Source organism: Bradyrhizobium lablabi (genome assembly GCF_001440475.1).
In the GTDB taxonomy this organism is placed as follows: Bacteria; Pseudomonadota; Alphaproteobacteria; order Rhizobiales; family Xanthobacteraceae; genus Bradyrhizobium; species Bradyrhizobium lablabi.
This window is the reverse complement of the sequence record NZ_LLYB01000085.1, coordinates 24,592-44,887: the sequence shown is the minus strand read 5'-3', so window position 1 is coordinate 44,887 and position 20,296 is coordinate 24,592. Positions and strand designations below refer to the sequence as shown.

General features: G+C 62.8%; 20 protein-coding genes. 10 read left to right on the top strand and 10 right to left on the bottom strand.

Annotation, left to right across the window (positions count from 1 at the left end):
- The first annotated feature begins 153 nt into the window (after positions 1-153).
- Together CQ14_RS23810 and CQ14_RS23805 are read left to right on the top strand one after the other, a co-directional pair.
- The gene (locus CQ14_RS23810; RefSeq protein WP_057860273.1) at positions 154-822 is read left to right on the top strand and encodes a cupin domain-containing protein; all 669 of its coding nucleotides are present in this window, start codon (positions 154-156) and stop codon (positions 820-822) included.
- A 19-nt stretch (positions 823-841) separates the two neighbouring features.
- On the top strand, positions 842-3,139 hold the full coding sequence (locus tag CQ14_RS23805; protein ID WP_245320472.1) for a molybdopterin guanine dinucleotide-containing S/N-oxide reductase: 2,298 nt from the start codon (positions 842-844) through the stop codon (positions 3,137-3,139).
- A 140-nt stretch (positions 3,140-3,279) separates the two neighbouring features.
- Here the strand turns inward: CQ14_RS23805 and CQ14_RS23800 are convergent, their stop codons facing one another.
- From CQ14_RS23800 to aptA, 3 genes are all read right to left on the bottom strand, one after another.
- Positions 3,280-4,395 carry a D-alanine--D-alanine ligase family protein gene (locus CQ14_RS23800; RefSeq protein ID WP_156435348.1) on the bottom strand — a complete coding sequence of 372 codons (1,116 nt, stop codon included), beginning with the start codon at positions 4,393-4,395 and terminating at the stop codon, positions 3,280-3,282.
- A gap of 59 nt (positions 4,396-4,454) precedes the next feature.
- Complete coding sequence (locus CQ14_RS23795) at positions 4,455-5,720, bottom strand: D-amino acid dehydrogenase (RefSeq protein ID WP_057860270.1); 1,266 nt, start codon at positions 5,718-5,720, stop codon at positions 4,455-4,457.
- 63 nt (positions 5,721-5,783) lie between these two features.
- The gene (gene aptA / locus CQ14_RS23790; RefSeq protein WP_057860269.1) at positions 5,784-7,112 is read right to left on the bottom strand and encodes an omega-aminotransferase AptA; all 1,329 of its coding nucleotides are present in this window, start codon (positions 7,110-7,112) and stop codon (positions 5,784-5,786) included.
- 156 nt (positions 7,113-7,268) lie between these two features.
- Between aptA and CQ14_RS23785 the strand changes: the two genes are divergently transcribed.
- Positions 7,269-7,817: a cupin domain-containing protein gene (locus CQ14_RS23785; RefSeq protein ID WP_057860268.1), complete on the top strand. Its 549-nt coding sequence runs from the start codon at positions 7,269-7,271 to the stop codon at positions 7,815-7,817.
- A 544-nt stretch (positions 7,818-8,361) separates the two neighbouring features.
- On the opposite strand, the gene CQ14_RS23780 is transcribed toward CQ14_RS23785, so the two are convergent.
- The 3 genes from CQ14_RS23780 to CQ14_RS43835 form a co-directional block, all read right to left on the bottom strand.
- Positions 8,362-9,198 (bottom strand): LssY C-terminal domain-containing protein, encoded by an 837-nt coding sequence (locus CQ14_RS23780; RefSeq protein WP_057860267.1) that lies wholly within the window; start codon positions 9,196-9,198, stop codon positions 8,362-8,364.
- A gap of 157 nt (positions 9,199-9,355) precedes the next feature.
- Positions 9,356-9,496 (bottom strand): cbb3-type cytochrome oxidase subunit 3, encoded by a 141-nt coding sequence (locus CQ14_RS23775; RefSeq protein ID WP_057860266.1) that lies wholly within the window; start codon positions 9,494-9,496, stop codon positions 9,356-9,358.
- A 231-nt stretch (positions 9,497-9,727) separates the two neighbouring features.
- A complete protein-coding gene (locus CQ14_RS43835; protein WP_156435346.1) occupies positions 9,728-9,928 on the bottom strand; it encodes a hypothetical protein in 201 nt (66 codons plus the stop codon).
- Between CQ14_RS43835 and CQ14_RS23770 the strand changes: the two genes are divergently transcribed.
- Positions 9,927-11,522, top strand: a complete 1,596-nt coding sequence (locus CQ14_RS23770) for an ATP-binding protein (protein ID WP_057860312.1) — start codon at positions 9,927-9,929, stop codon at positions 11,520-11,522. The genes CQ14_RS43835 and CQ14_RS23770 overlap by 2 nt on opposite strands.
- Positions 11,523-11,665: 143 nt before the next feature.
- Here the strand turns inward: CQ14_RS23770 and CQ14_RS23765 are convergent, their stop codons facing one another.
- Positions 11,666-13,222 carry a winged helix-turn-helix domain-containing protein gene (locus tag CQ14_RS23765; RefSeq protein WP_057860265.1) on the bottom strand — a complete coding sequence of 519 codons (1,557 nt, stop codon included), beginning with the start codon at positions 13,220-13,222 and terminating at the stop codon, positions 11,666-11,668.
- Positions 13,223-13,362: 140 nt separating this feature from the next.
- Between CQ14_RS23765 and CQ14_RS47655 the strand changes: the two genes are divergently transcribed.
- Complete coding sequence (locus CQ14_RS47655; protein ID WP_082650010.1) at positions 13,363-13,620, top strand: DUF1127 domain-containing protein; 258 nt, start codon at positions 13,363-13,365, stop codon at positions 13,618-13,620.
- A gap of 12 nt (positions 13,621-13,632) precedes the next feature.
- On the opposite strand, the gene CQ14_RS23760 is transcribed toward CQ14_RS47655, so the two are convergent.
- Positions 13,633-14,244 carry a TetR/AcrR family transcriptional regulator gene (locus CQ14_RS23760; RefSeq protein ID WP_057860264.1) on the bottom strand — a complete coding sequence of 204 codons (612 nt, stop codon included), beginning with the start codon at positions 14,242-14,244 and terminating at the stop codon, positions 13,633-13,635.
- Between the two features lie 115 nt (positions 14,245-14,359).
- On the opposite strand from CQ14_RS23760, the gene CQ14_RS23755 reads away from it, so the two are divergent.
- From CQ14_RS23755 to CQ14_RS23740, 4 genes are all read left to right on the top strand, one after another.
- Positions 14,360-14,848 carry a tautomerase family protein gene (locus CQ14_RS23755; protein WP_057860263.1) on the top strand — a complete coding sequence of 163 codons (489 nt, stop codon included), beginning with the start codon at positions 14,360-14,362 and terminating at the stop codon, positions 14,846-14,848.
- A gap of 49 nt (positions 14,849-14,897) precedes the next feature.
- The gene (locus CQ14_RS23750) at positions 14,898-15,677 is read left to right on the top strand and encodes a crotonase/enoyl-CoA hydratase family protein (protein ID WP_057860262.1); all 780 of its coding nucleotides are present in this window, start codon (positions 14,898-14,900) and stop codon (positions 15,675-15,677) included.
- A gap of 146 nt (positions 15,678-15,823) precedes the next feature.
- Complete coding sequence (locus CQ14_RS23745) at positions 15,824-17,350, top strand: lysozyme inhibitor LprI family protein (RefSeq protein WP_057860261.1); 1,527 nt, start codon at positions 15,824-15,826, stop codon at positions 17,348-17,350.
- A 74-nt stretch (positions 17,351-17,424) separates the two neighbouring features.
- Positions 17,425-17,829 carry a DUF4864 domain-containing protein gene (locus CQ14_RS23740; protein ID WP_057860260.1) on the top strand — a complete coding sequence of 135 codons (405 nt, stop codon included), beginning with the start codon at positions 17,425-17,427 and terminating at the stop codon, positions 17,827-17,829.
- A gap of 16 nt (positions 17,830-17,845) precedes the next feature.
- Here the strand turns inward: CQ14_RS23740 and CQ14_RS23735 are convergent, their stop codons facing one another.
- Positions 17,846-18,256 carry a hypothetical protein gene (locus CQ14_RS23735; RefSeq protein ID WP_057860259.1) on the bottom strand — a complete coding sequence of 137 codons (411 nt, stop codon included), beginning with the start codon at positions 18,254-18,256 and terminating at the stop codon, positions 17,846-17,848.
- Between the two features lie 37 nt (positions 18,257-18,293).
- Complete coding sequence (locus tag CQ14_RS23730) at positions 18,294-19,529, bottom strand: MFS transporter (protein ID WP_057860311.1); 1,236 nt, start codon at positions 19,527-19,529, stop codon at positions 18,294-18,296.
- A gap of 153 nt (positions 19,530-19,682) precedes the next feature.
- On the opposite strand from CQ14_RS23730, the gene CQ14_RS23725 reads away from it, so the two are divergent.
- Positions 19,683-20,135: a hypothetical protein gene (locus tag CQ14_RS23725; RefSeq protein ID WP_156435344.1), complete on the top strand. Its 453-nt coding sequence runs from the start codon at positions 19,683-19,685 to the stop codon at positions 20,133-20,135.
- The last annotated feature ends 161 nt before the right edge of the window (positions 20,136-20,296 follow it).

Here is a 20,296-nt window from a genome sequence, read left to right as displayed (position 1 = left end):
AAACCGGACACCGATCCGGCCCCGCCCGCCTGGCCTTGACAGAAGAAGTTGCGGGCAACGCCGTTCGGGCCTATTTTCACCAATATGAAATTGTGGTCACAGTTCCCCGACTATTGCAAGCCATTTTCATGCATATGAAGAAAGCAGTCTGACGTGAGCGGTGGCAGGAGAATAAAGAAAGCAACGCCCAAGCCGAGAAAGGCAGCGCGCACGCCGAAGGCAAAGCCCGCCGCCCGGCCGGCCGAACCGGCGATGGACCTTGCGGTCGGCCGCCGCATTCGCGACCTGCGCCGCGAACACAAATTGTCGCTGGAGACGATTGCCGACCGAACCGATCTGTCGATCGGCTTCCTCAGCCAGATCGAGCGCGGGTTGTCGTCGCCTTCGCTGCGCGTGCTGGCCACGCTCGCCGATGTGCTCGGCGTCGGCATCGCCGCGCTGTTCGGCTCGAAGCCGAGCGATGATGCCGGTTCCGGCGGCGTGGTGACGCGCCAGTTGCAGCGCGCCGAACTAAAACTGTGGCGTACCGGCATTTCCAAGCAATTGCTGAGCCCGGCCGGAACGGAAAACCGCCTCAATCTGTTTCTCGTGCACCTCGAGCCCGGCGGCAACACCGGCGACGAACTCTATACGCATGACGGCGAGGAAGCGGGGCTGGTGCTGGAAGGCGAGATGACGCTGACGGTGGACGCCGAAACCTGGAGCCTCAAGCAAGGGGACAGTTTCCGCTTTGCCAGCCGCCGCCCCCATCGCTTCTCAAATCCCGCGGAAGATGCGAAAGCGGTGGTGTTGTGGGTGAACTGCGTGACGCAGACCGGGTAGCGACAATCTGGAGTAAATGATGGATCAGGCCGCAGACGATTGGGCGCCGCACAGCGCGCACTGGGGCGCCTTCTCCGCGCGATGGAATGGCGAAACCCTCGATGTCACGCCCTACGAGGGTGACCCGGCGCCCTCGCCTATCCTGCAGAATTTCACCACCGCGATGCGCCACAAGGCGCGCATCCTGCGGCCGATGGTCCGCAAGGCATGGCTGGACCGCAGCGCGCGCACCGAGCGCACGTTCGATCAGGAATTCGTCGAATACTCGTGGGACAAGGTTCTCGACCTGCTGGCGAGCGAATTGTCGCGGGTCAAAACTGAACATGGCGCAGCCGCGGTCTTCGGGGGCTCCTACGGCTGGTCCAGCGCCGGCCGTTTTCATCACGCGCAGAGCCAGGTTCATCGCTTCCTGAACATGGCATTCGGCGGCTACGTGCGCTCGGTGAACAGCTATAGCGCCGGCGCCTCGGCCGTGATCCTGCCGCATGTGATGGGCGGCTATGAGGCCGTCTCGCGCCACAACGTGACCTGGGATCAGATCGCCGAACACAGCGATATTGTTCTGGCGTTCGGCGGCATGGCGCTGAAGAACTCGCATGTCGCAAGCGGCGGCATCAGCCGCCACATCGAGCGCGACGCGATGGCGACGGCCGCGCGCCGCGGCGCGGCGTTCTACTGTATCAGCCCGCTGCGGGACGACATGCCGGAAGAAGCCAACGCGCGATGGCTGCCGATCAAAGTCGGCACCGATGTCGCGCTGATGCTGGCGCTCGCGCACACGCTCCTGACCGAAGATCTCTGCGACAAGGCCTTCATCGAACGCTATTGCACCGGTTTTGAAAACTTCGAACGCTATCTGCTCGGCCGTGACGACGGCACGCCGAAGACGGCCGCATGGGCGGCCGACATCACCGGCATCTCATCCGGCATGATCGTCGACCTCGCGCACCGTCTGCCGCGCGGGCGCACCCTGGTCGCGGTCTCGCATTCGCTGCAGCGGGCGCAATATGGCGAGCAGCCGGTGTGGATGGGCGCAGTGCTCGCAGCCATGCTCGGCCAGATCGGCCTGCCCGGCGGTGGATACAATTACGCGCTTGGCGCGCTCGGACACACCGGCCGCCGGCTCAACGCCGTTCCTATACCGACGCTGTCGCAGGGCAAGAACGGCGTCAGCGAGTTCATCCCCGTTGCGCGCGTCAGCGACATGCTGCTCAATCCGGGCGAGCCGTTCGACTATAACGGCCGTTCCATGCCCTATCCCGACATCAAGCTGGTCTATTGGGCGGGCGGCAATCCTTTCCATCATCATCAGGACATCAACCGGATGCGGCGGGCTTTCAACGCCCCGCAAACCATCGTGGTGCACGAAAGCGCCTGGACGCCGATGGCAAAATTCGCCGATATCGTGCTGCCCGCGACCATGACGCTGGAGCGCGACGATATCGGCGCCGCCGGCACTGATCCAAGACTGATCGCGATGCGCAAGGCGGTGGACCCGATTGGCGAAGCGCGCGATGATTTTGACATCTTTGCCGACCTCTCGCGGCGGCTGGGCGTCGAGCAGGCCTTCACGGAAGGACGCAATAGCCGGCAATGGCTGGCTCATCTCTACGAGCCGACGCGGCGCGCGCTGGCCGAGGCCGGTTGGGAAGCGCCTGACTTCGACGAATTCTGGCAACGCGGCGAACTGGCGCTGCCCTCGGGGCCCGATGACGGCGGCTTCCTTCGCGCCTTCCGCACCGATCCCGTAGGCAACAAGCTTTCAACGCCAAGCGGCAAGATCGAGATCTATTCGAAAACCATTGCAGGCTTCGGCTACGACGACTGCCCGCCGCATCCGGCCTGGTTGCCGTCGACCGAACCGCCCACTTCACGCCACCCGCTGACACTGATCGCCAACCAGCCGGCGACCCGGCTGCACAGCCAGCTCGACTTCGGCGCCTACAGCCAGTCCAACAAGGTTGCTGGCCGTGAAGTCGTCCGCCTCCACCCTGACGATGCCAGGCGCCGCGGCGTCGCCAATGGCGACATCGTCCGGCTGTTCAACGACCGCGGCGCGTGCCTCGCTGCCGCTACTGTCACCGACGACGTCATGCGCGGCGTGGTCCAATTGTCCACCGGCGCCTGGTACGATCCGGAGCCTGGTACGACCGAGCAGCCGCTCTGCGTCCACGGCAATCCAAATGTCCTCACCCGCGACATCGGCACATCGCGACTGGCGCAAGGCTGCTGCGGCCAGGTGACGGTGGTCGAGTGCGACAAGTATGAGGGGGCGTTGCCGCCGATCCGGGCCTTTGATCCGCCTGATCACGGGTGAAGCGTTTCGTCGTCATTGCGAGGAGCGAAGCAACGAAGCAATCCATCTATCTCGGCGCTGTGAGATGGATTGCTTCGCTGCGCTCGCAATGACGGTCGTTATTCCATCGGCTGAAACAGGAACGCTCTTCGCTTGGTTGCTCAGGCATCCCCCTCCGTAGAATGCTGCTGTCGCGCGTGCCGGGCGAGCGCGTGAGCGATCAGGATATCCATCAACTCGGACTGTGAGACTCCTGACGCCTCCCAGAGCTTTGGATACATGCTGATGGAGGTGAAGCCCGGCAGGGTATTTACCTCATTCACGACGACTTCTTCGCCTTTGAGGAAAAAGTCGACACGAGCCAAACCTCCGCAGCCAAGAACCTGAAAGGTCTTGATGGCAAGCGCCTGCAAACGCTCCGTGCGTTCAGGTGGAATATCTGCGGGAATGATCAGTCTAGCTCCCGCCGCATCGGTATACTTTGCTTTATAAGAATAAAAGCCATGACTGTCTGCGGGCACGATTTCGCCGAGGGACGAGGCGCGAACACAGCCTTTCTCATCTTCGAGCACGGAGCACTCAATCTCGCGGGCGCGATCGATGCATCGTTCTGCGAGAATCTTGCTGTCAAATCGGAAAGCGAGTGCGCACGACTGAGCGAACTCCTCGGCCGACCTCGCGCGGGATATGCCCACGGACGATCCCAGATTGGCTGGTTTGACAAATACGTCTGTGCTGCCGACCGCGCGGACGACCGTCGCGTAGTCAAGCGGGGCTTGAGACGTCAACGTAGCGAAAGGCACGACGGGAAGGCCGGCATCCCGTGCCAACCGCTTTGCAACGTCCTTGTCCATGGCGGCCGCGGATCCCAACACCGAGGATCCGACATAGGCCACGTCGGCGAGTTCAAGTGCCCCCTGGATCGTTCCATCTTCGCCGTTCGGCCCGTGCAACACCGGAAACATAACGTCAACGTGAACGGCGCCCTTTTGCTCGCCCTCGGCGAACCGCAACGATCGTCCTTTTCCGCCGGGCACCAGCGCGAGCGGAGCGCCATCCTCCGGGATGGTGAGCGCTGTTGCAACCGTTCCGGCTTGATTTCCGGCGTCGCACAACAGCCAGCGGCCGTCCTTGGCCAAACCGATCAACACGACATTGTATTTGGTGGGATCGAGAGCTCGCAACACGTTCGCCGCGGACGCCCGGGAGACCTCGTGCTCTGCGGAGCGTCCGCCGAACAATAGTCCCACGGTGATCTTGGGAAGCCGCTCCGACATCGTCATCCATCCTCAGTTGCCCATCTATCGATCGTGGCGTCCCGGAATGGCTGATGAAATCACCCAAACCGGTGATCGTACCGGCTAACCGTAAGCTCGCTCACATCGATATCCGGCTTCCGTCCTGACAGCAGATCCGCCAGCACCCGCCCCGAGCCGCACGCCATGGTCCAGCCGAGCGTGCCGTGGCCGGTGTTGAGGTGCAGATTGCTGTAGCGCGTCGCGCCGATCACAGGCGGGCCGTCCGGGGTCATCGGGCGCAGGCCGGACCAGAAGCTCGCCTTGCCGAGATCGCCGCCGCGCGGAAACATGTCGGTCAGCGAATGATCGAGCGTCGCCTGCCGTGCCGGATGCAGCATATTCGAATAGCCCGAGATTTCCGCGGTGCCGCCGACGCGGATGCGATTCCCCAGCCGCGTGATCGCGACCTTGTAGCTTTCGTCCATCACGGTCGAGACCGGCGCGCCGTCGGGATCGATCACCGGCACGGTGATCGAATAGCCCTTCACCGGGTAGACCGGAACAGAAATGCCGAGTGGCTTGAGGAATCGCGGCGACCAGCTTCCCAACGCAGCGACATAGGTGTCGGCCTGCAGCAGGCCCTCGCTCGTCATCACGCCTGATATCTTGCCGCCGTCCGCGACCAGCCGTTCGATCGTCGTATTGAACTTGAACTGCACGCCGAGCTTGGCTGCCTCCTGGGCGAGCGCCTGCGTAAACATGTGGCAATCGCCGGTCTCGTCCTGCGGCAGCCGAAGCCCGCCGACGAAGCTGGCCTTCGCCGTCGCCAGCGCCGGCTCCGCGCCGATGCAGCCGTCGCGGTCGAGCACTTCGTAGGGAACGCCATACTGCTTGAGCACCGCGATGTCGTCGCCGGTCGAGTCGAGCTGCTTCTGCTTGCGGAAGAGCTGCAACGTGCCGCGGCTGCGCTCGTCATATCTGATGCCGATCTCGTCGCGCAGCGCCCGCAGGCAGTCGCGGCTGTATTCGGCAATCGGAATCATCCGGCTCTTGTTGACGGCGTAGCGCTCTGTCGTGCAGTTGCGCAGCATCTTCAGGCCCCAGATCCACATCATGGGATCGAGCTTGGGCCAGATCACCAGCGGGCCGTGCCGCATCAACAGCCATTTGATCGCTTTCACCGGCACGCCGGGCCCGGCCCAGGGCGAGGAATAGCCGGGCGAGACTTCGCCGGCATTGGCGAAACTGGTCTCCAGTGCGGGCTCGGCCTGACGGTCGACGACAACAACTTCATGGCCGGCGCGCGCCAGATAATAGGCTGAGGTGACGCCGATGACGCCACTGCCGAGAACGATGACTTTCACGATCCCTCACACATTCGCCGCGGCAACACTGCCGCGGCTTCTGTCTTTCCTTACGAGCAAGGATCAGGCCACGCGCTTGATCGCGTCGCCGAGGATCGAGACGATATCGTCGATATGGCTCTTCTCGACGATCAAGGGCGGCGACAACGCAAAGCTGTCGCCGCTCATGCGCAGGTAAAGCCCGCGATTGAAGCAGTCGACCATCACGTCATAGCCGCGCGCACCGACGCCGTCGCTGCGTGGCGCGACTTCGACGGCGCCCATCAGGCCGACATTGCGGATATCGACGACGTTCGGCAGGCCCTTCAGCGAGTGCAGCCCATCGCGCCAGTATTCGGCCATCGACGCGCCGCGCGTGAGAAGCTGTTCGTCCTTGTAGATGTCGAGCGTCGCAAGGCCAGCGGCGCAGGCGGTCGGATGCGCCGAATAGGTGTAGCCATGGAACAGCTCGATCGTGCCTTCCGGGCCCGTCATCAGCCCGTCATGGATCTTGCGGCTGGCGAAAACAGCGCCGCAGGGCACGGTGCCGTTGGTGATGCCCTTGGCGGTCGTCATCATGTCGGGCGTAACGCCGAAATAGTCGGCCGCGAACGGCGCGCCGAGACGGCCGAAGCCGGTGATGACCTCGTCGAAAATCAGGAGGATGCCGTGCTTGGTGCAGAGTTCGCGCAGGCGCTGCAGATAGCCCTTCGGCGGCGGCAGCACCGCGGTCGAGCCCGGCACCGGCTCGACGATGACGGCGGCGATGGTATCGGCGCCATGCAGCGCCACCATCCGCTCGACATCGTCGGCGAGTTCGGCGCCGTGATCCGGCTGGTCCTTGGCGAAGGCGTTGCGCGTGAGATCATGGGTGTGACGGATGTGGTCGACGCCCGGCAGATGGGTCGCGAACGCGCGGCGGTTCGCCACCATGCCGCCGACCGACATGCCGCCGAAGCCGACGCCGTGATAGCCGCGCTCGCGGCCGATCAGGCGCGTGCGCGTCGCCTGCCCGATGGCGCGCTGATAGGCCAGCGCGATCTTCAGCGCGGTGTCGACCGACTCCGAACCCGAATTGGTGAAGAAGATGCGATCGAGCCCCTTCGGGGCGATCTCGGTGAGCCGCTCCGCGAAATCGAACGCCAGCGGGTGGCCCATATTGAACGAGGGCGCGAAGTCGAGGTTCATCAACTGCCGTTCGACGGCGGCGGCGATCTGGCGGCGGCCATGACCGGCATTGACACACCAGAGGCCGGCGGAGCCGTCGATCACTTTGCGGCCGTCGACGGTCGTGTAGTGCATGCCCTCGGCGGAGGCGAACAGCCGCGGCGCCTTTTTGAACTGCCGGTTGGCCGTGAAAGGCATCCAGAACGAGTCGGTCTGCAGGGTGTTCGGCTTCTGATGGAGGGTCACGGCGCTTAGCTCCTTTGCTGGCAGCTCAAGGTAGCACCGGGCCACGATCAAGAAGCCACAACAAGTCCTTTTCTTTGGTCCTGCAACCTATTGATTTTATTGACCCCGACAGGGCATATTTGTTCGATCCGAAACACCTGCAACAGGGATTTTCCGATGAGCGTCGATATCGGCGGGCGACTCCGATTCATCCGGGCCCGGCACAAGCTGTCGCAGCGGGAGCTGGCCAAGCGTTCCGGCGTGACCAATTCGACGATTTCGCTGATCGAATCGAACCAGATGAACCCCTCGGTCGGCGCGCTCAAGCGCATCCTCGACGGCCTTCCCATGGGCCTCGCCGAGTTCTTCGCGATCGAGCCGGAGCGCCCGCGCAAGGCGTTCTATCGCTCGGATGAGCTGACCGAAATCGGCAAGCAGCCGATCTCCTACCGCCAGGTCGGCGACAACCTGTTCGGCCGCGCGTTGCAGATCCTGAAAGAGCGCTACGAGCCCGGCAGCGACACCGGCCGCGTGCCGCTGACCCATGACGGCGAGGAAGGCGGCATCGTGGTGAGCGGCCGGCTGGAAGTAACCGTCGACGACGAGCGCCGCATCCTCGACCCCGGCGACGCCTACTATTTCGAAAGCCGCCGCCCGCATCGCTTCCGCTGCGTCGGCGCGAAGGCTTGCGAGGTCATCTCGGCCTGCACGCCGCCGACGTTTTGAGCGGCTGGCGATATACTTATATAGCGCCGCTGCAACGGTTGCGATCCTTTGGCTCGAAGCGGACGCCGGAACCGCCTACTGGCGTGTTCGGATTGGGACCACCTCCGGACTCATGCAGCGCAGCATCATTCGGTCAGATCGGCGACGCGGTCAGCAGGGATCGAGAGGTCGAGGCAGCAAAGCCACGACAGTCATCCCGGGCCCGAACCAGTACAAGAGTATCGGGTGCAGTCCTGGTAAACACCCCGACACTCGAACGACGGCAGCTGGTTCAGACGACGACAGTCGCGATAGCGTGCACGACACGTGCTTATGCATTGCTGCTTGGCGGTCTGTGCGCGCGCTAACGTACTGGTGGCGTCATCGGCATCACGCGCATTGAGTTTTCCAATACTCAAGGACAGAGGCACGGCTAGCACGATGCAGAAGACGGTAAGCGACGGCTTGGTACATTTCATGGATCAGCTCCCATTGAGATCAATGGCGGCACAACGACCGCCAGCGGACATTCCCACGACTGCTTGTGACATAGCGACAGCAATGCCTAACTTTGGCGTCGATCGCCATCTACCACCAACCTCGCCAACATGATCTCGCCATCAGTAATGTAGCGGTTGACGCGTTCGGTGGGGAGATTTTGGCCGGCCCGATACACTTGCTCCGCCTCGATAGATCGATTTCTCCTCAATTCACCGACGATATGGTCGCGCTCTGCATTCGTATCCGAGTCCGTGGCGTGGGTGATCTGAAATGAAAGGCGAGTTAGGGACAAGCCAGTGTCCCTGGTGCCGGCTCCTACCCACAGAGCGCGTTCATTGTCCGGCGGGCGTTTGGTATTCTGCCAGAAGTCCGCTGCCCCCCAGGTGTCCCGGGCACGCGTTAGGCTCAAAGCCCAGAACCGGATGTGATGGCGCTTTCGTGGGCTATTATCGATCGCCTTTTGAAAACCAATGTCTTGGCCACGGCCAAAAAGATAGAGCGTGCTGAATGGAGCGCTGGGGTACGGGGAGTTGAATACGAAAGCACGGATCATGCCCCATGAGCTGGCTAGACTGAGCCGATCTGCTTCCGACCAGCCGAGTGCCGCAAAGGCCGCGCGAAGCTGCTGGAGAGTACCTATGAGTGCGACGTTCACCGGGTCTCCGGGCAAACCGTCACCCGTAATCGTGTAACTAGGCACACGTTTGCGTTGGAGGATCTTCAGTCCCACGCGAATGGCGCGCGGCAGGACAATATACGCGGCGATTCCATAGGTGATGCCGACGGCCAGGATCCAGGGTAACCTGCGGTCCGCGGTTTCAAAGACGACAAAGACGATCAACCAGACACAAAAGATGCCTAATCCAAAAATCAGCAAACGTCGCAAAAGACGCTTAATCATGATCTCGGCACCTTAAGCCGGCACGGTGGTGGCGTTCGCCTCTTTGCTGGCGACTGACGGAACCGTCATCCACCTTTTTGCACCGCCCCCGGCGTACATGCTATGCAACTTCGGCATCGCTGATTGGGCTGTTCTGGGGCCAACCAACCGGCCACCGTCATGACTGATTACCCTTGTTATCGTCGAAAGGAATCCGGGCGTCCGCCTCAAAGCGCGCTTTGCGCTTGCGGCCGAACACCCAGATCACGATGCCTATGAACGCAGCGACAAGAATAAGAAGGTAGATTGTCGCGGCCATGGTTACTCACCTCGCCTATTGTCCTGCTGTGCGCGCATCAGACTGCGGTCAACAAAGTGACGTTGTCTGACCCGAGGCCGCCGTCCTGCGGAAATCGACCATTGACCGTCTGCCAACTCAAAAAAGCTGCATTGAGATAGATCAACAGCCAAAGACCTTCAGGTACCGCGCTGCACCGCGTCCAAGACGTCTGCAAACAACGGAGAAGTCGCCAGCCTCACTCGATCACCGTCACCTGTTCGGTTCGACCACGGTGCCACCGTTGGCCATGAGAATTAAGGCTATTTCAAAGATGGTCGCGAGAACATCCGCCGAGCCGGCGCTGCGCTTGCGCGAGTGGCGAAAAAGCTGAATAGTTTCCTTGGGTCCTGACGGAGGGATCGGAGGATTGCGGCTGCTCCCCTGCAGCCCCTTCTTGGAGCTTTTCCACATGTCGAAGCTCACCGAGCACGGCGCGTGCCTGTTGTGGAAGCCGGAATTGATCTGGCTGAATGTCGTTTCCGACGCGATCCTCGCCGGGGCCTTCTTTACTACGGCGCTCGTTCTCGCGCTCTTCGTGTGGCGGCGCCACCGCGAGCTTATGTTCCGGGGCGTATTTTTGATGTTCGCGATCTTCGTCGCCGTCTGCGGCGTGAGCCGCCTGCTGTCGATCTACACCATGTGGGTGCCGGCCTATGAAATCGAGGCCCTGACCAAAGTTGTCCTGGCGCTGATCTCGGTCGCGATCACGGCAGCTCTACTGCTGGCGTTGCCGCGGATCCTGGTGCTGCCCACGCGAATTCAGCTTGCCAATGCCTATGCCGCGCTTGAAGAGGAAGTCAGGCAACGCCGCGAGGCCGAGGCCATGGTCAAGCGCTTTGAAGAGAAAGAGGCCACCGAATCCAATATCCAGCAAGCGCAGAAAATGGAGGCCATCGGCCAGCTCACCGGTGGCGTCGCGCACGACTTCAACAACATCCTGACCGTGATCACCGGGACCATCGAGATCCTCAGCGATGCGGTCAAGGATCGTCCGCATCTCGTTCAGATCACCAATCTGATCAGTGGAGCCGCGGCAAGAGGGGCCGAGCTGACGAAGCATTTGCTGGCGTTCTCCCGTCGACAGCCGCTGCAGCCGCGCAACACCGACGTCAATGCGCTGGTGATCGATGCCGCGGACCTGCTGCGGCCGACCCTCGGCGAGCACATCGAGATTGAATCGATGCTGGCGCACGATTCCGCACCGGCCCTGATTGATCCCAGTCAGCTCTCGACCGCGATGCTGAACCTGGCCCTGAATGCGCGCGACGCCATGCCCAACGGCGGCAAGCTGACGCTGGAAACCAAGAATGTGGTGCTCGATGAGAACTACGCTCGCCTGAATAGCGAGGTTAAACCGGGCAACTACGTCATGATCGCAGTGAGTGACACTGGCGATGGAATCCCGAGCAACCTGCTCGAAAAGGTGTTTGAGCCGTTCTTTACCACCAAGGAAGCCGGGAAAGGATCAGGGCTCGGCCTCAGCATGGTCTATGGCTTCGTCAAGCAGTCGAATGGACATATCAAGATCTATAGCGAAGAAGGCCACGGCACGACCGTGAAGCTGTATCTGCCGCAGGCCACGGGTGGCGGCCCGGAGGAGCTCGCCGGCGAGACCGGCGGATATGCTGGCGAGCATAGCGACCAGTCCATCCTGATTGTCGAGGACGATCCGCTGGTCCGCGAATACGTCGTGGCGCAAATCACCCGCTTCGGATTCCGCACGCGCGCCGCCGCCAATGCGGCCGAGGCGCTGGCCATCATCGATGGACCCGAACGCATTGACCTGCTGTTCACCGACGTCATGCTCCCCGGTGGCGTGAATGGCCGCCAGCTCGCGACCGAGGGGATCAAACGGCGCCCGGAGCTGAAAGTGCTGTATACCTCCGGCTATGCCGAGAATGCCCTCATCCATCATGGCCGTCTCGATCCTGGCGTGCTGCTGCTGCCGAAACCCTACGTCAGCGCCGACCTCGCGCGGATGCTTCTAGCCGCGCTGGCATCGTGAGTTCTTCCGGCAATGGCAACGACTGCGTTTGCTGCCTTTGAGAAGGGCCAGCCCAAGGCAGGGGCCGAGCCATCGGCGCCAGCCAACCGGTTCACGGTCACCATGACCGTTTCAGGTCTCCCTTGGAGCATGCGGCATCACAATCAATCGGGAAGGCCCGCATGGCGGAGACCCTTGGCGAGGGTGGCGAAGTCCTCCTCCCGACGAAACAAATCTCTCAGATTGTTGGCGCGCAAACCGGGATCATCTTCGAGTGCTCGTGATATCGCTCGTTGTGCCAGGTCGAGTCGCCCCGCGACGGCATTGCTCGCTGCGAAAACGCATGTAGCCAGCAGGAAATTCGGGTTGAAGCGCAGAGAGCTTTCGGCGCATGACGACGCCGTGTCATGGCGGCCTGCGAGAAAATGGGCATAGGCCATGGCCCCATGCATGGCGTAGGTGGAAGGATCGAGCGGGCTCAAGCGCATGGCGTGCGCAGCGTGCTCGAGTGCCAAATCCGGCTCACCTCTCCAGACTCTCAACCACGCACTAAGGATCCAACTTCGCCCCAAGTTGGGATTTACCGCAAGTCCCCTGTCCATGAACGCCGCCGCGTCGTCGAACTCACGGGCTACCAAGGCGAGTGCATACCCACCCATACACAGCGCGATAGGGTCATCTTCCCCCAGCAGCACAGCCTTCCGGGCCAGCCGCACGGCTTCCGCACTTTCCTGAATATTTTCATCCATCCAGCCACGCGCTTTCCGCCGCACGTAGCACCACGCAGCCATGCCATAGGCGCAGGCCAGACCGTGATCGAGCTCAATTGCCTTGCAAAAGAGCCGGAGTGCTTCGGCGTTCCCGTCCTTGGTCCACCGACCTGCGCTGGCCAGCCCACGGAGATAATAGTCGTATGCATCCAGATTTTCAGTTGGTTTGCGCTTTGCCCGCTTGATTTCCTCGCGCTGCAGCTTTGGTGCGATCGCACCCACCACGCTGGAAGTCACATGGTCCTGTAAATCAAACACGTCCTCGAGCGCACCATCAAAGTGGGCTGCCCACAGATGCGATCCAGTTTCGGCGTCGATAAGCTGTCCCGCGATGCGCAGGCGATTTCCCGCCTTGCGCACGCTGCCTTCGAGCACGTAGCGCACCCCAAGCTCGCGCCCGACCTGCCTCACGTCTGCACTTCGACCCTTGTAGGTGAAGCTCGAATTGCGTGCGATCACAAAGAGCCAGTGAAAGCGCGACAGCGCCATCGTGATGTCCTCCACGACGCCGTCGGCAAAATACTCCTGCTCCGGATCCAGGCTCAGGTTGACGAAGGGGAGGACGGCGAGTGATGGTCTCGCGGGCAGCGTCGGGGAGATTATCGGCGGTTCTGCCCGGTTGTCGGGCGCTGCGCCGCCTCGCTCTTCCTGCACTTGCCCGACAAACCGGAAGCCCTTCCGCGCCAGGGTCTTGAGAAGGCGCTGCTCTTCGCCGGAATCGCCGATCGCGTTCCGGGCGGCGTTCAGGCGGGTCGTCAACGCAGCATCAGATACTATGCGTCCATTCCAAACGGCGCTAATGAGGTCGTCTTTGCTGACGACACGCTCCCTGTTTCGAATCAAGTAATCGAGCAGGTCAAAGACCTGCGGTGTGATCGACACCGCATCCGCCCCGCGGTGCAGTTCACGCTTTTCAATGTCAAGCGTGTAATCCTCGAAGAGATAGCGCACGTTGCCATTCCTTCTTCGGGCACACCTCCCCCGAGGCCCCCAAGAATAAGCTGCCGGCAAGGGAAATGTAAGCCACCAATTAAGCGCGTCGGCGCATCTAGCGGCAACATTGCCTGGTCATCCCGACAGGACACACCGCAATGAGCACGACCCAGGCACCTGCCGAGCTGGTATCGGCAACCACAAAGCGACCGGTCTACAGTCCTCTCGAAGCATACTGGAATGCATTTCAGGCGCGGCGCAAACGCGAGAGGCTGCGAACCGAGTTGTGTCGGCTGACGGGCAGCGAGCTTGCGGACATTGGTATCACACGGGGCGAGATTGACTACGTCACCTCAAACCGCTCAATCTCGCCAGATCCCCTCCGTTGGATGTCTGACATCGGGACTCGAATGTGATGCATCTCGGCCTCACTTCGCCAGCGCGCTCGACAGCACCAGTTCGAGCTCCTGCCTGACGTCCTCGAGCGGCTGGGCGCTGCGCGCCGCGCGGCACATCGCGACCGTTCCCTCCGTAGAGGCGATGACGAGCGCCGCCAGCCGCCGCGCGCGCACCGGCGCGACGCCCTCGCGGCGCAGCGCCGTGAACATGATGCGCTGCCAGTCGGCGAATACGCCATCGGCGAGATCGAGCAGATGTTGCTGCGCGGCTTCGTCCGGCGCGCCGTCCTTTTCCGTCGCGTCGTTGACATATTGCTCGACCGCGACTGCGAGCACTGGACAGCCGGCCTCGAATTTCGACTTCTCCAGCGTCTGACGCCACAGGCCGATGAAGGTACGCAGGCCCGCAATGGCGCCGCGCGACTGCACCAGATGCTCCAGCGGCCCCGAGACCGTCCGGCCCGCGAACACCACCGCATCCTCGATCAGTTGCTGCTTGCCGCGCGGGAAATGATGGCTGATGGAACCACGCGGCGTACCGGTGTGACGCACCACCTCGCGCATGCTGGTGGCGTTGACGCCGCGGCGGCTCATCAGGTCGGCGGCGCCTGCCACCATCTTGGCGCGGGTATCTGACGTCATCGGATCCTCTCCAGCGGAATGGCACATCCTATAATATGACACTTGACATAGCCAGCCCCCTGTGAAGTTATGACGATCGTCATAGTCAGGAATATGCCGACAGAAGGAGCCCGCCATGACGTTTATCCATGTGATGACGCCGCAGGGCCGGCTGAACGCCGATCAGCGGCGCGTGCTGGCAAAAACGCTGACCGATGCCGTGCTGGTGCCGGAAGTCGGCAAGCTCACGCCGGAGGCACGCCGCGGCTATCAGGTGCATTTTGCCGAGCGGCCACTCGACATGATCGCCCATGGCGGCGAATTGCTATCGGACAGGCCGAGCGACGTCATGCTGATCGATGTCGCTGTCATGGACTGCTGCTGGACGCGCGAGGATCGCGCGACCGTGATCCGCAACATCCACACGGCGCTGGCGGAGGCGTGCGGGATGAAAACCCCCTCGCCCGCCTGGTGGATCAATTTCCGTATCATCGAGGAAGGAAGCTGGGGCTCGCGCGGCGGCGTGCTGTCATTCCTCGATCTGCTCGAGCATGGCGCCTCGCATTTCTCGCCGGAGCGGGCGGCCGCGATCCGCACCTCGCTCGCTGTCAAATACGAGCGATAGCAACGCGCGATCGCACTGCCACGCCCACCAATATTTCGAGAGGAAGACCATGAGCGCCGAAGGAACAATCCGCACCGAAATCCATGATCGCATCTTCAAGATCATCATCGACAATCCGGCGAAGAAGAACGCGTTCTCGCCTGCGATGATGGAGCAATTATCGGATGCCCTGACCGAACTCCACAACAACGACAGCTATTGGGTCGGCGTCATCTGCGCCGAGGGCAAGGACTTTACCGCCGGCCTCGACATGCCGAAGTTCTTTGGTCCTAACGCCGAGAAGCGCAACTTCAAGGAGGGTAATGTCGACGTCTTCGGCCTGCAGAAGCGGTGCAAGAAGCCGATCGTCACCGCCGTGCAGGGCATCGTCTTCACCATCGGCATCGAATTGATGCTGGCCGGCGACATCGTCGTCGCCGCTGACGACGCCCGCTTCTGCCAGATGGAATCCAAGCGCGGCATCGCCCCGCTCGGCGGCGCGCATTTCCGCTTCCTGTCGCGCACCGGCTGGGGCAACGCGATGTATCATCTGTTCCTGTGCGACGAGTTCACCGCAGCCCGCGCCCGCGAGATCGGCCTGGTGCAGGAAGTGGTGCCGGCCGGCCAGCAGATCGAGCGCGCGATGGCGCTCGCCAAGATCATCGCCGGCAATGCGCCGCTCGGCATCCAGGTCACCAAGGAAGCGGCCCTGAAGTATGCCGAACAGGGCGAGCAGGCGGCCATCGCCTACATTCCGAAGGTCCGCGAGCGTGTGCTCAACAGCGCCGATGCGCGCGAGGGCATCCAGTCCTTCATCGAGCGACGCGCCGCGGTGTTTCAGGGGCGGTGATCGCGGAGATGACGGCCCTTTCGGCGAAGCGGGACGAACTGGCGACGATCGAGATCACGATCGATCCCTGAGGACGGCCGCGCGCTGAACCCGAACCGCAGCACGGACGACCAAGGGCGGAGGACCCCTCCCGAGAGCCGTAATCAATGTCCGTGCTGCGCCTTGCCACGCTCGCTATCGCGCTGACCGCTCTCGCGCCCGCTGCGGCGAACGCGAGTGATGATTTCATCCGCGCCGCCAGCCGCGCGCCGACCCCGATCAGATTGTGCGACGAGACCGACGCCGACCGCATCAAGACGGCCCTCTGCCGGGAGGCAGGCTACGACAAGCTCGTCGCCCGGATCGACAGGGCGTTCGACACCGCGCTGCCAAAGGCACCAGCCAACATCCGGCCGCTGCTCAAGCGCGATCAAGCCTGGTTCAACGAAATGATCCTCGATGCCGCTGATCTCGTGGTGGAGATGGACGATGCCGACCTCCGCGCCGGTTTTGCGGAAACGCTGCAGTCGCGTGCCGCCGCGCTCGAAAGCATGGCTGACGGTTTTGGCCGCACGGGTTTTGCCGGCCGGTGGACCAGCGCGTTCGGCGGTATCGTCGTGACGCCCGCGGAGAGCGGCGCCTATCGCCTCGCCGTCAACATCCGCGTCAACTACGGCAGCAACCGTCACGCGGAGTGCACGGTGGGTGCGCTCGTGAAGTCGGATGGCGGCGCGTGGCTGGCGGGATCGTTGCTGCCGGACGAGGCCGCGGCGAAGGCAGCCACCGCCTCTGAGCCGAAGAAGCCCCCAACCATCAAGATGCGCCGCCAGGGCGACACGCTTCGCGTCGCGATCATACCCGGCGACGAGGGCTGGACCAACGACCTGCCCAGCTGTGAATCGATCGAGCAGATCACCGCGAGTTATTTTCCGATAGGCAAGCCGGACGCCGCGCCCGACAAGGCGGACACGGCTTTCGTGACGCCGACATTCGACTGCGCGCGTCCCGACACCGCGACCAAGGAAGAGATTTGCGCCGATCCGGATCTTGCCGATAACGACCAGCGGCTGGACCGCGCCTGGAAGGCATTGCTGCCGCGGCTGGATGACGTGACGAAACGCGCGCTGATGGAAGACCAGCGCAATTGGCTGAGAACGCAGGCCGCGCAGTTTCCGCAGTTCCTGCATCCGGCCTGGGAGAAACAAACCTCGCAGATGCACTTCACGACCGACGCCCGCGACCATGTCAATGGATTGCAGCGCGAGCGGATCGCCTTGCTTGAAGGTTTTGACGACAGGCGCACCGGCCTCGCCGGCATCTGGCTGGCCTACAACGCGGTCATCAAGATCGCCGCCGACGCGGACGGCACCATCACAGCCAAGGGCTGGAAGTGGGAGCAAGGCGACTGGAAGGCCGGCTGTGACTATGAGACGACCGGCAAGATCGTGAACGGCGTCTTCCGCTCCAGCGAGCAGCGCAACAACCCGGATACGCTGGAACGCGATCACGCTACGCTGATCGTCAACCGTCTCGACGACGTCTTCGCCAAAAAGCGCTGGAAAAAGGACGGCAGCGAGGACGACAAGGCCGATCAAGCAAAATGCCAGCGCAATCTCTCGAACTCGTCGACCGCAAGGCTGTTTCCGGCCCGCCCCTCGCCGGACATCGACAATCTCCGCGGATCGATCCGGTAGACGTACGCAACCCGGGACAGGAAACCGGTTGCGGTGTAGAACGTATCTGGTGGCATCGATCACGGAGCTCCATCATGCGCGCCATCGTCTTGTTTCTGGCCCTCTTGCTCGGCCTGGCTGCACCGGCTTTCGCCGACGACGTCGCCACAGCCCAAAGCGTGATCCGGGCACAGGAGCAGGCATTCGCCAGCGACGATGCCGCGGCTGCCTATTCGCACGCCGCGCCCGAGATCAAACAGCTGTTTCCGCAGGCCGACACCTTCATGCAGATGGTCCGCCAGGGCTATGCCCCGGTCTACCGCCACAAGAGTTTCGAATTCGGCGAGGCGCGCGCTTCGGGCGGCCACATCGCCCAGCGCGTCCACATCGTCGACGACGATGGCGAAGCCTGGGAAGCGATGTACACGCTGGAGCAGCAGAGCGACGGCAGTTTGAAGATTACGGGGTGCTCGCTGTTGAAGGCGGGGCAGGCGGTTTAGTCTCCCGCAGCGTCAGCTAGAAGAATTTGCCAAGAAACTCCGCGGCCTGGTCCGAAATGCCGACGATCTTGTTCGTTGCCTGGCGATAGAATTTGAAGTTGAGCTCGGTCTCGGGTTGGCCGTCATTCCAGTCGGCGAATCCCTTGAGCTCGCGCCGCCCCAGTGGCCGCTTCGCCAGCGCGGTGCGTTTGATGGCGATGCTCACGCGCGGCGTTTGCCTCGCGATCCCGCGCTTCTTCGCAACCGCCTCGGCGGAGGTGACGACGCCGCGCGCGATCAGCCCCTGCCCGCCCTCGTTCTCGCTCGCGAACACGAATATCGGGTCGCCTTCGGCGATCTGCTTGCCGCCATACATCGTCTTTTGCGCCATGAGCGAGAACGCGGTCGCGCGCGGATCGGAGATTTCGGCCTTGATCGCAAACGCCATGATCCCGCTTCCGCGCCAGAACCCCTGGATCGTCTCGTTACGCCATCGCCAGCCGCTGCCGCGCGCGCATCAACAGCAATAGCATGATGCCGATATTCAGCGCGTTCCATGCCAGCCCGTTGGCGAACGCCGCCATGTAGGAGCCGGTGGCGTCGAAGATCGCGCCGGAGACCCAGCCGCCGAATGACATGCCGAACACGGAGGCGAAGATGACGATGCCAACGCGGGTAGCTGCTTCCGAAGCCGGCATCGCCTCGCGCACGATGATGGCATAACTCGGCACGATGCCGCCCTGGAACAGGCCGAACATCGCGGAAATCACATAGAGCGAGGTCAGTCCGTCGAAGAACAGGTAGAACAACAGCGCGGTGCCCTGCGCCACCGACCCGATCAAAAGCGTGCGGATGCCGCCGATCTTGTCGGCGAGGAAACCGCTTCCGATCCGGCTGATGATGCCGAAACCGAGCATCAGCGACAGCATCTCGGCGCCGCGCGCCACGCCATAACCGAGATCGCTGCAATAGGCGACGATATGCACCTGCGGCATCGACATCGCGACGCAGCAGGCAATGGCGGCCAGCGACAGGATCGCCGTCAGCGCATTGGTGGAAATTCGCAAATCCATGCGCGGCGGCGCTGCGTTCTCGTGGTCGCGCTGGCCTCCCGCCCCCATCAGCATCCGCAACACGATCAGCGCCAGCGTCATCGCCACCGCGGTGAAGATGCCGAGCCCGATATGGGTGGTGCGCCAGCCCAATTGCTCGATGGCGTAGTTGATCACCGGTGGCCAGATCGCGCCGCCGATATAATTGCCGCTGGCGGCGACCGCGACCGCAAGTCCGCGGTAGCGGTCGAACCAGTGCGAGGCCTCCGCCATCAGCGGACCAAAGGTCGCCGACGACGACAGCCCGATGGCGAAATGCACCAGGATGAAGTGCCAGATCGAGGTCGACATGCCCGCGACGATATAGCCGAGGCCCAGAATGCCGATGCCGAGCCCGATCGCGGTGACGATGCCGTAGCGGTCGGTGATCTTGCCGGTCAGCACCGCGCCGGAGCCGAAGCCGAGCATGATCATCGTAAAGGCCAGCGAGGCGGTGCCGCGGCTTGCGGCGAATTCCGTCTGCACCACCGGCAGCGCGACCACCACCGACCACATGCCGACACTGCCGAGCGAGCCGATCAGCACGGCCACGGCAAGCCGGGTCCACGCCCGGCGCGAGTCGGGAACGAACAGGTCGGAATCCTTGGAAAGCTCAGAAGAAATTGCCACGGCGGCCGCAACTTCGGGGGCAAATCGCCTAACGTCAAGCCACATTGCCGCGATATTGGGCATGCAGTTGTGATGGGACAGCGTCCCTCAGCGCTTGGCTGAATCGGCAGATAGCGTTAGGTTGCCGCGATGTTCGTTCGCTTGACGAGGCCGATGCGCGCCAAAGCGGGGTGGTTTGCCGCCCTGCTCTATCTGTTTTGCGTGCTTGCGCCGGGCGTGACTCTGGCGCTCGGCGACGCCGCGTCATGCCTCCTGCCCCCGCCCGGAACGACAGCCGCCGCGCATGTGCATGAGGGCGCTCAGGAAGAGCAAGCGGCCTCGCACCAGCATCATGCGATGCAGGCGGATCAGCATGCGGTGCATCACGCCGATGCCGGGCACGACGCCATGCCCGAGCTCGACGCGATGCCCGGGCACGCCAAGCATCCCCACGACGGCAAGGGCTCCATGGGACCTTGCTGCGCCATGCTGTGCGTTTCGGCGATCGCGACCGATCCGCCCGTCGTCGCCACGCCCACGCCACCGATCTCGCTGTGCGTCTCCGAGAATTTCCAGCGGCTGCCGGGCGAGGCGCCCTCTCTGCTCTACCGTCCCCCCATCGCCTGATCTCTGACGTAACGACGTGGGCAGCCGCGCGACCAGCGCGCGCGCATGCCCGTGGTCCATCGAGAGATCAGGGATTCGATCATGTCTGCGCAATTTGGGGCGTGGTTCGCCGCCGTTGATTCGGCGGGCGGCCGCCGCCATTCCATCTTCAATTCAGCGAT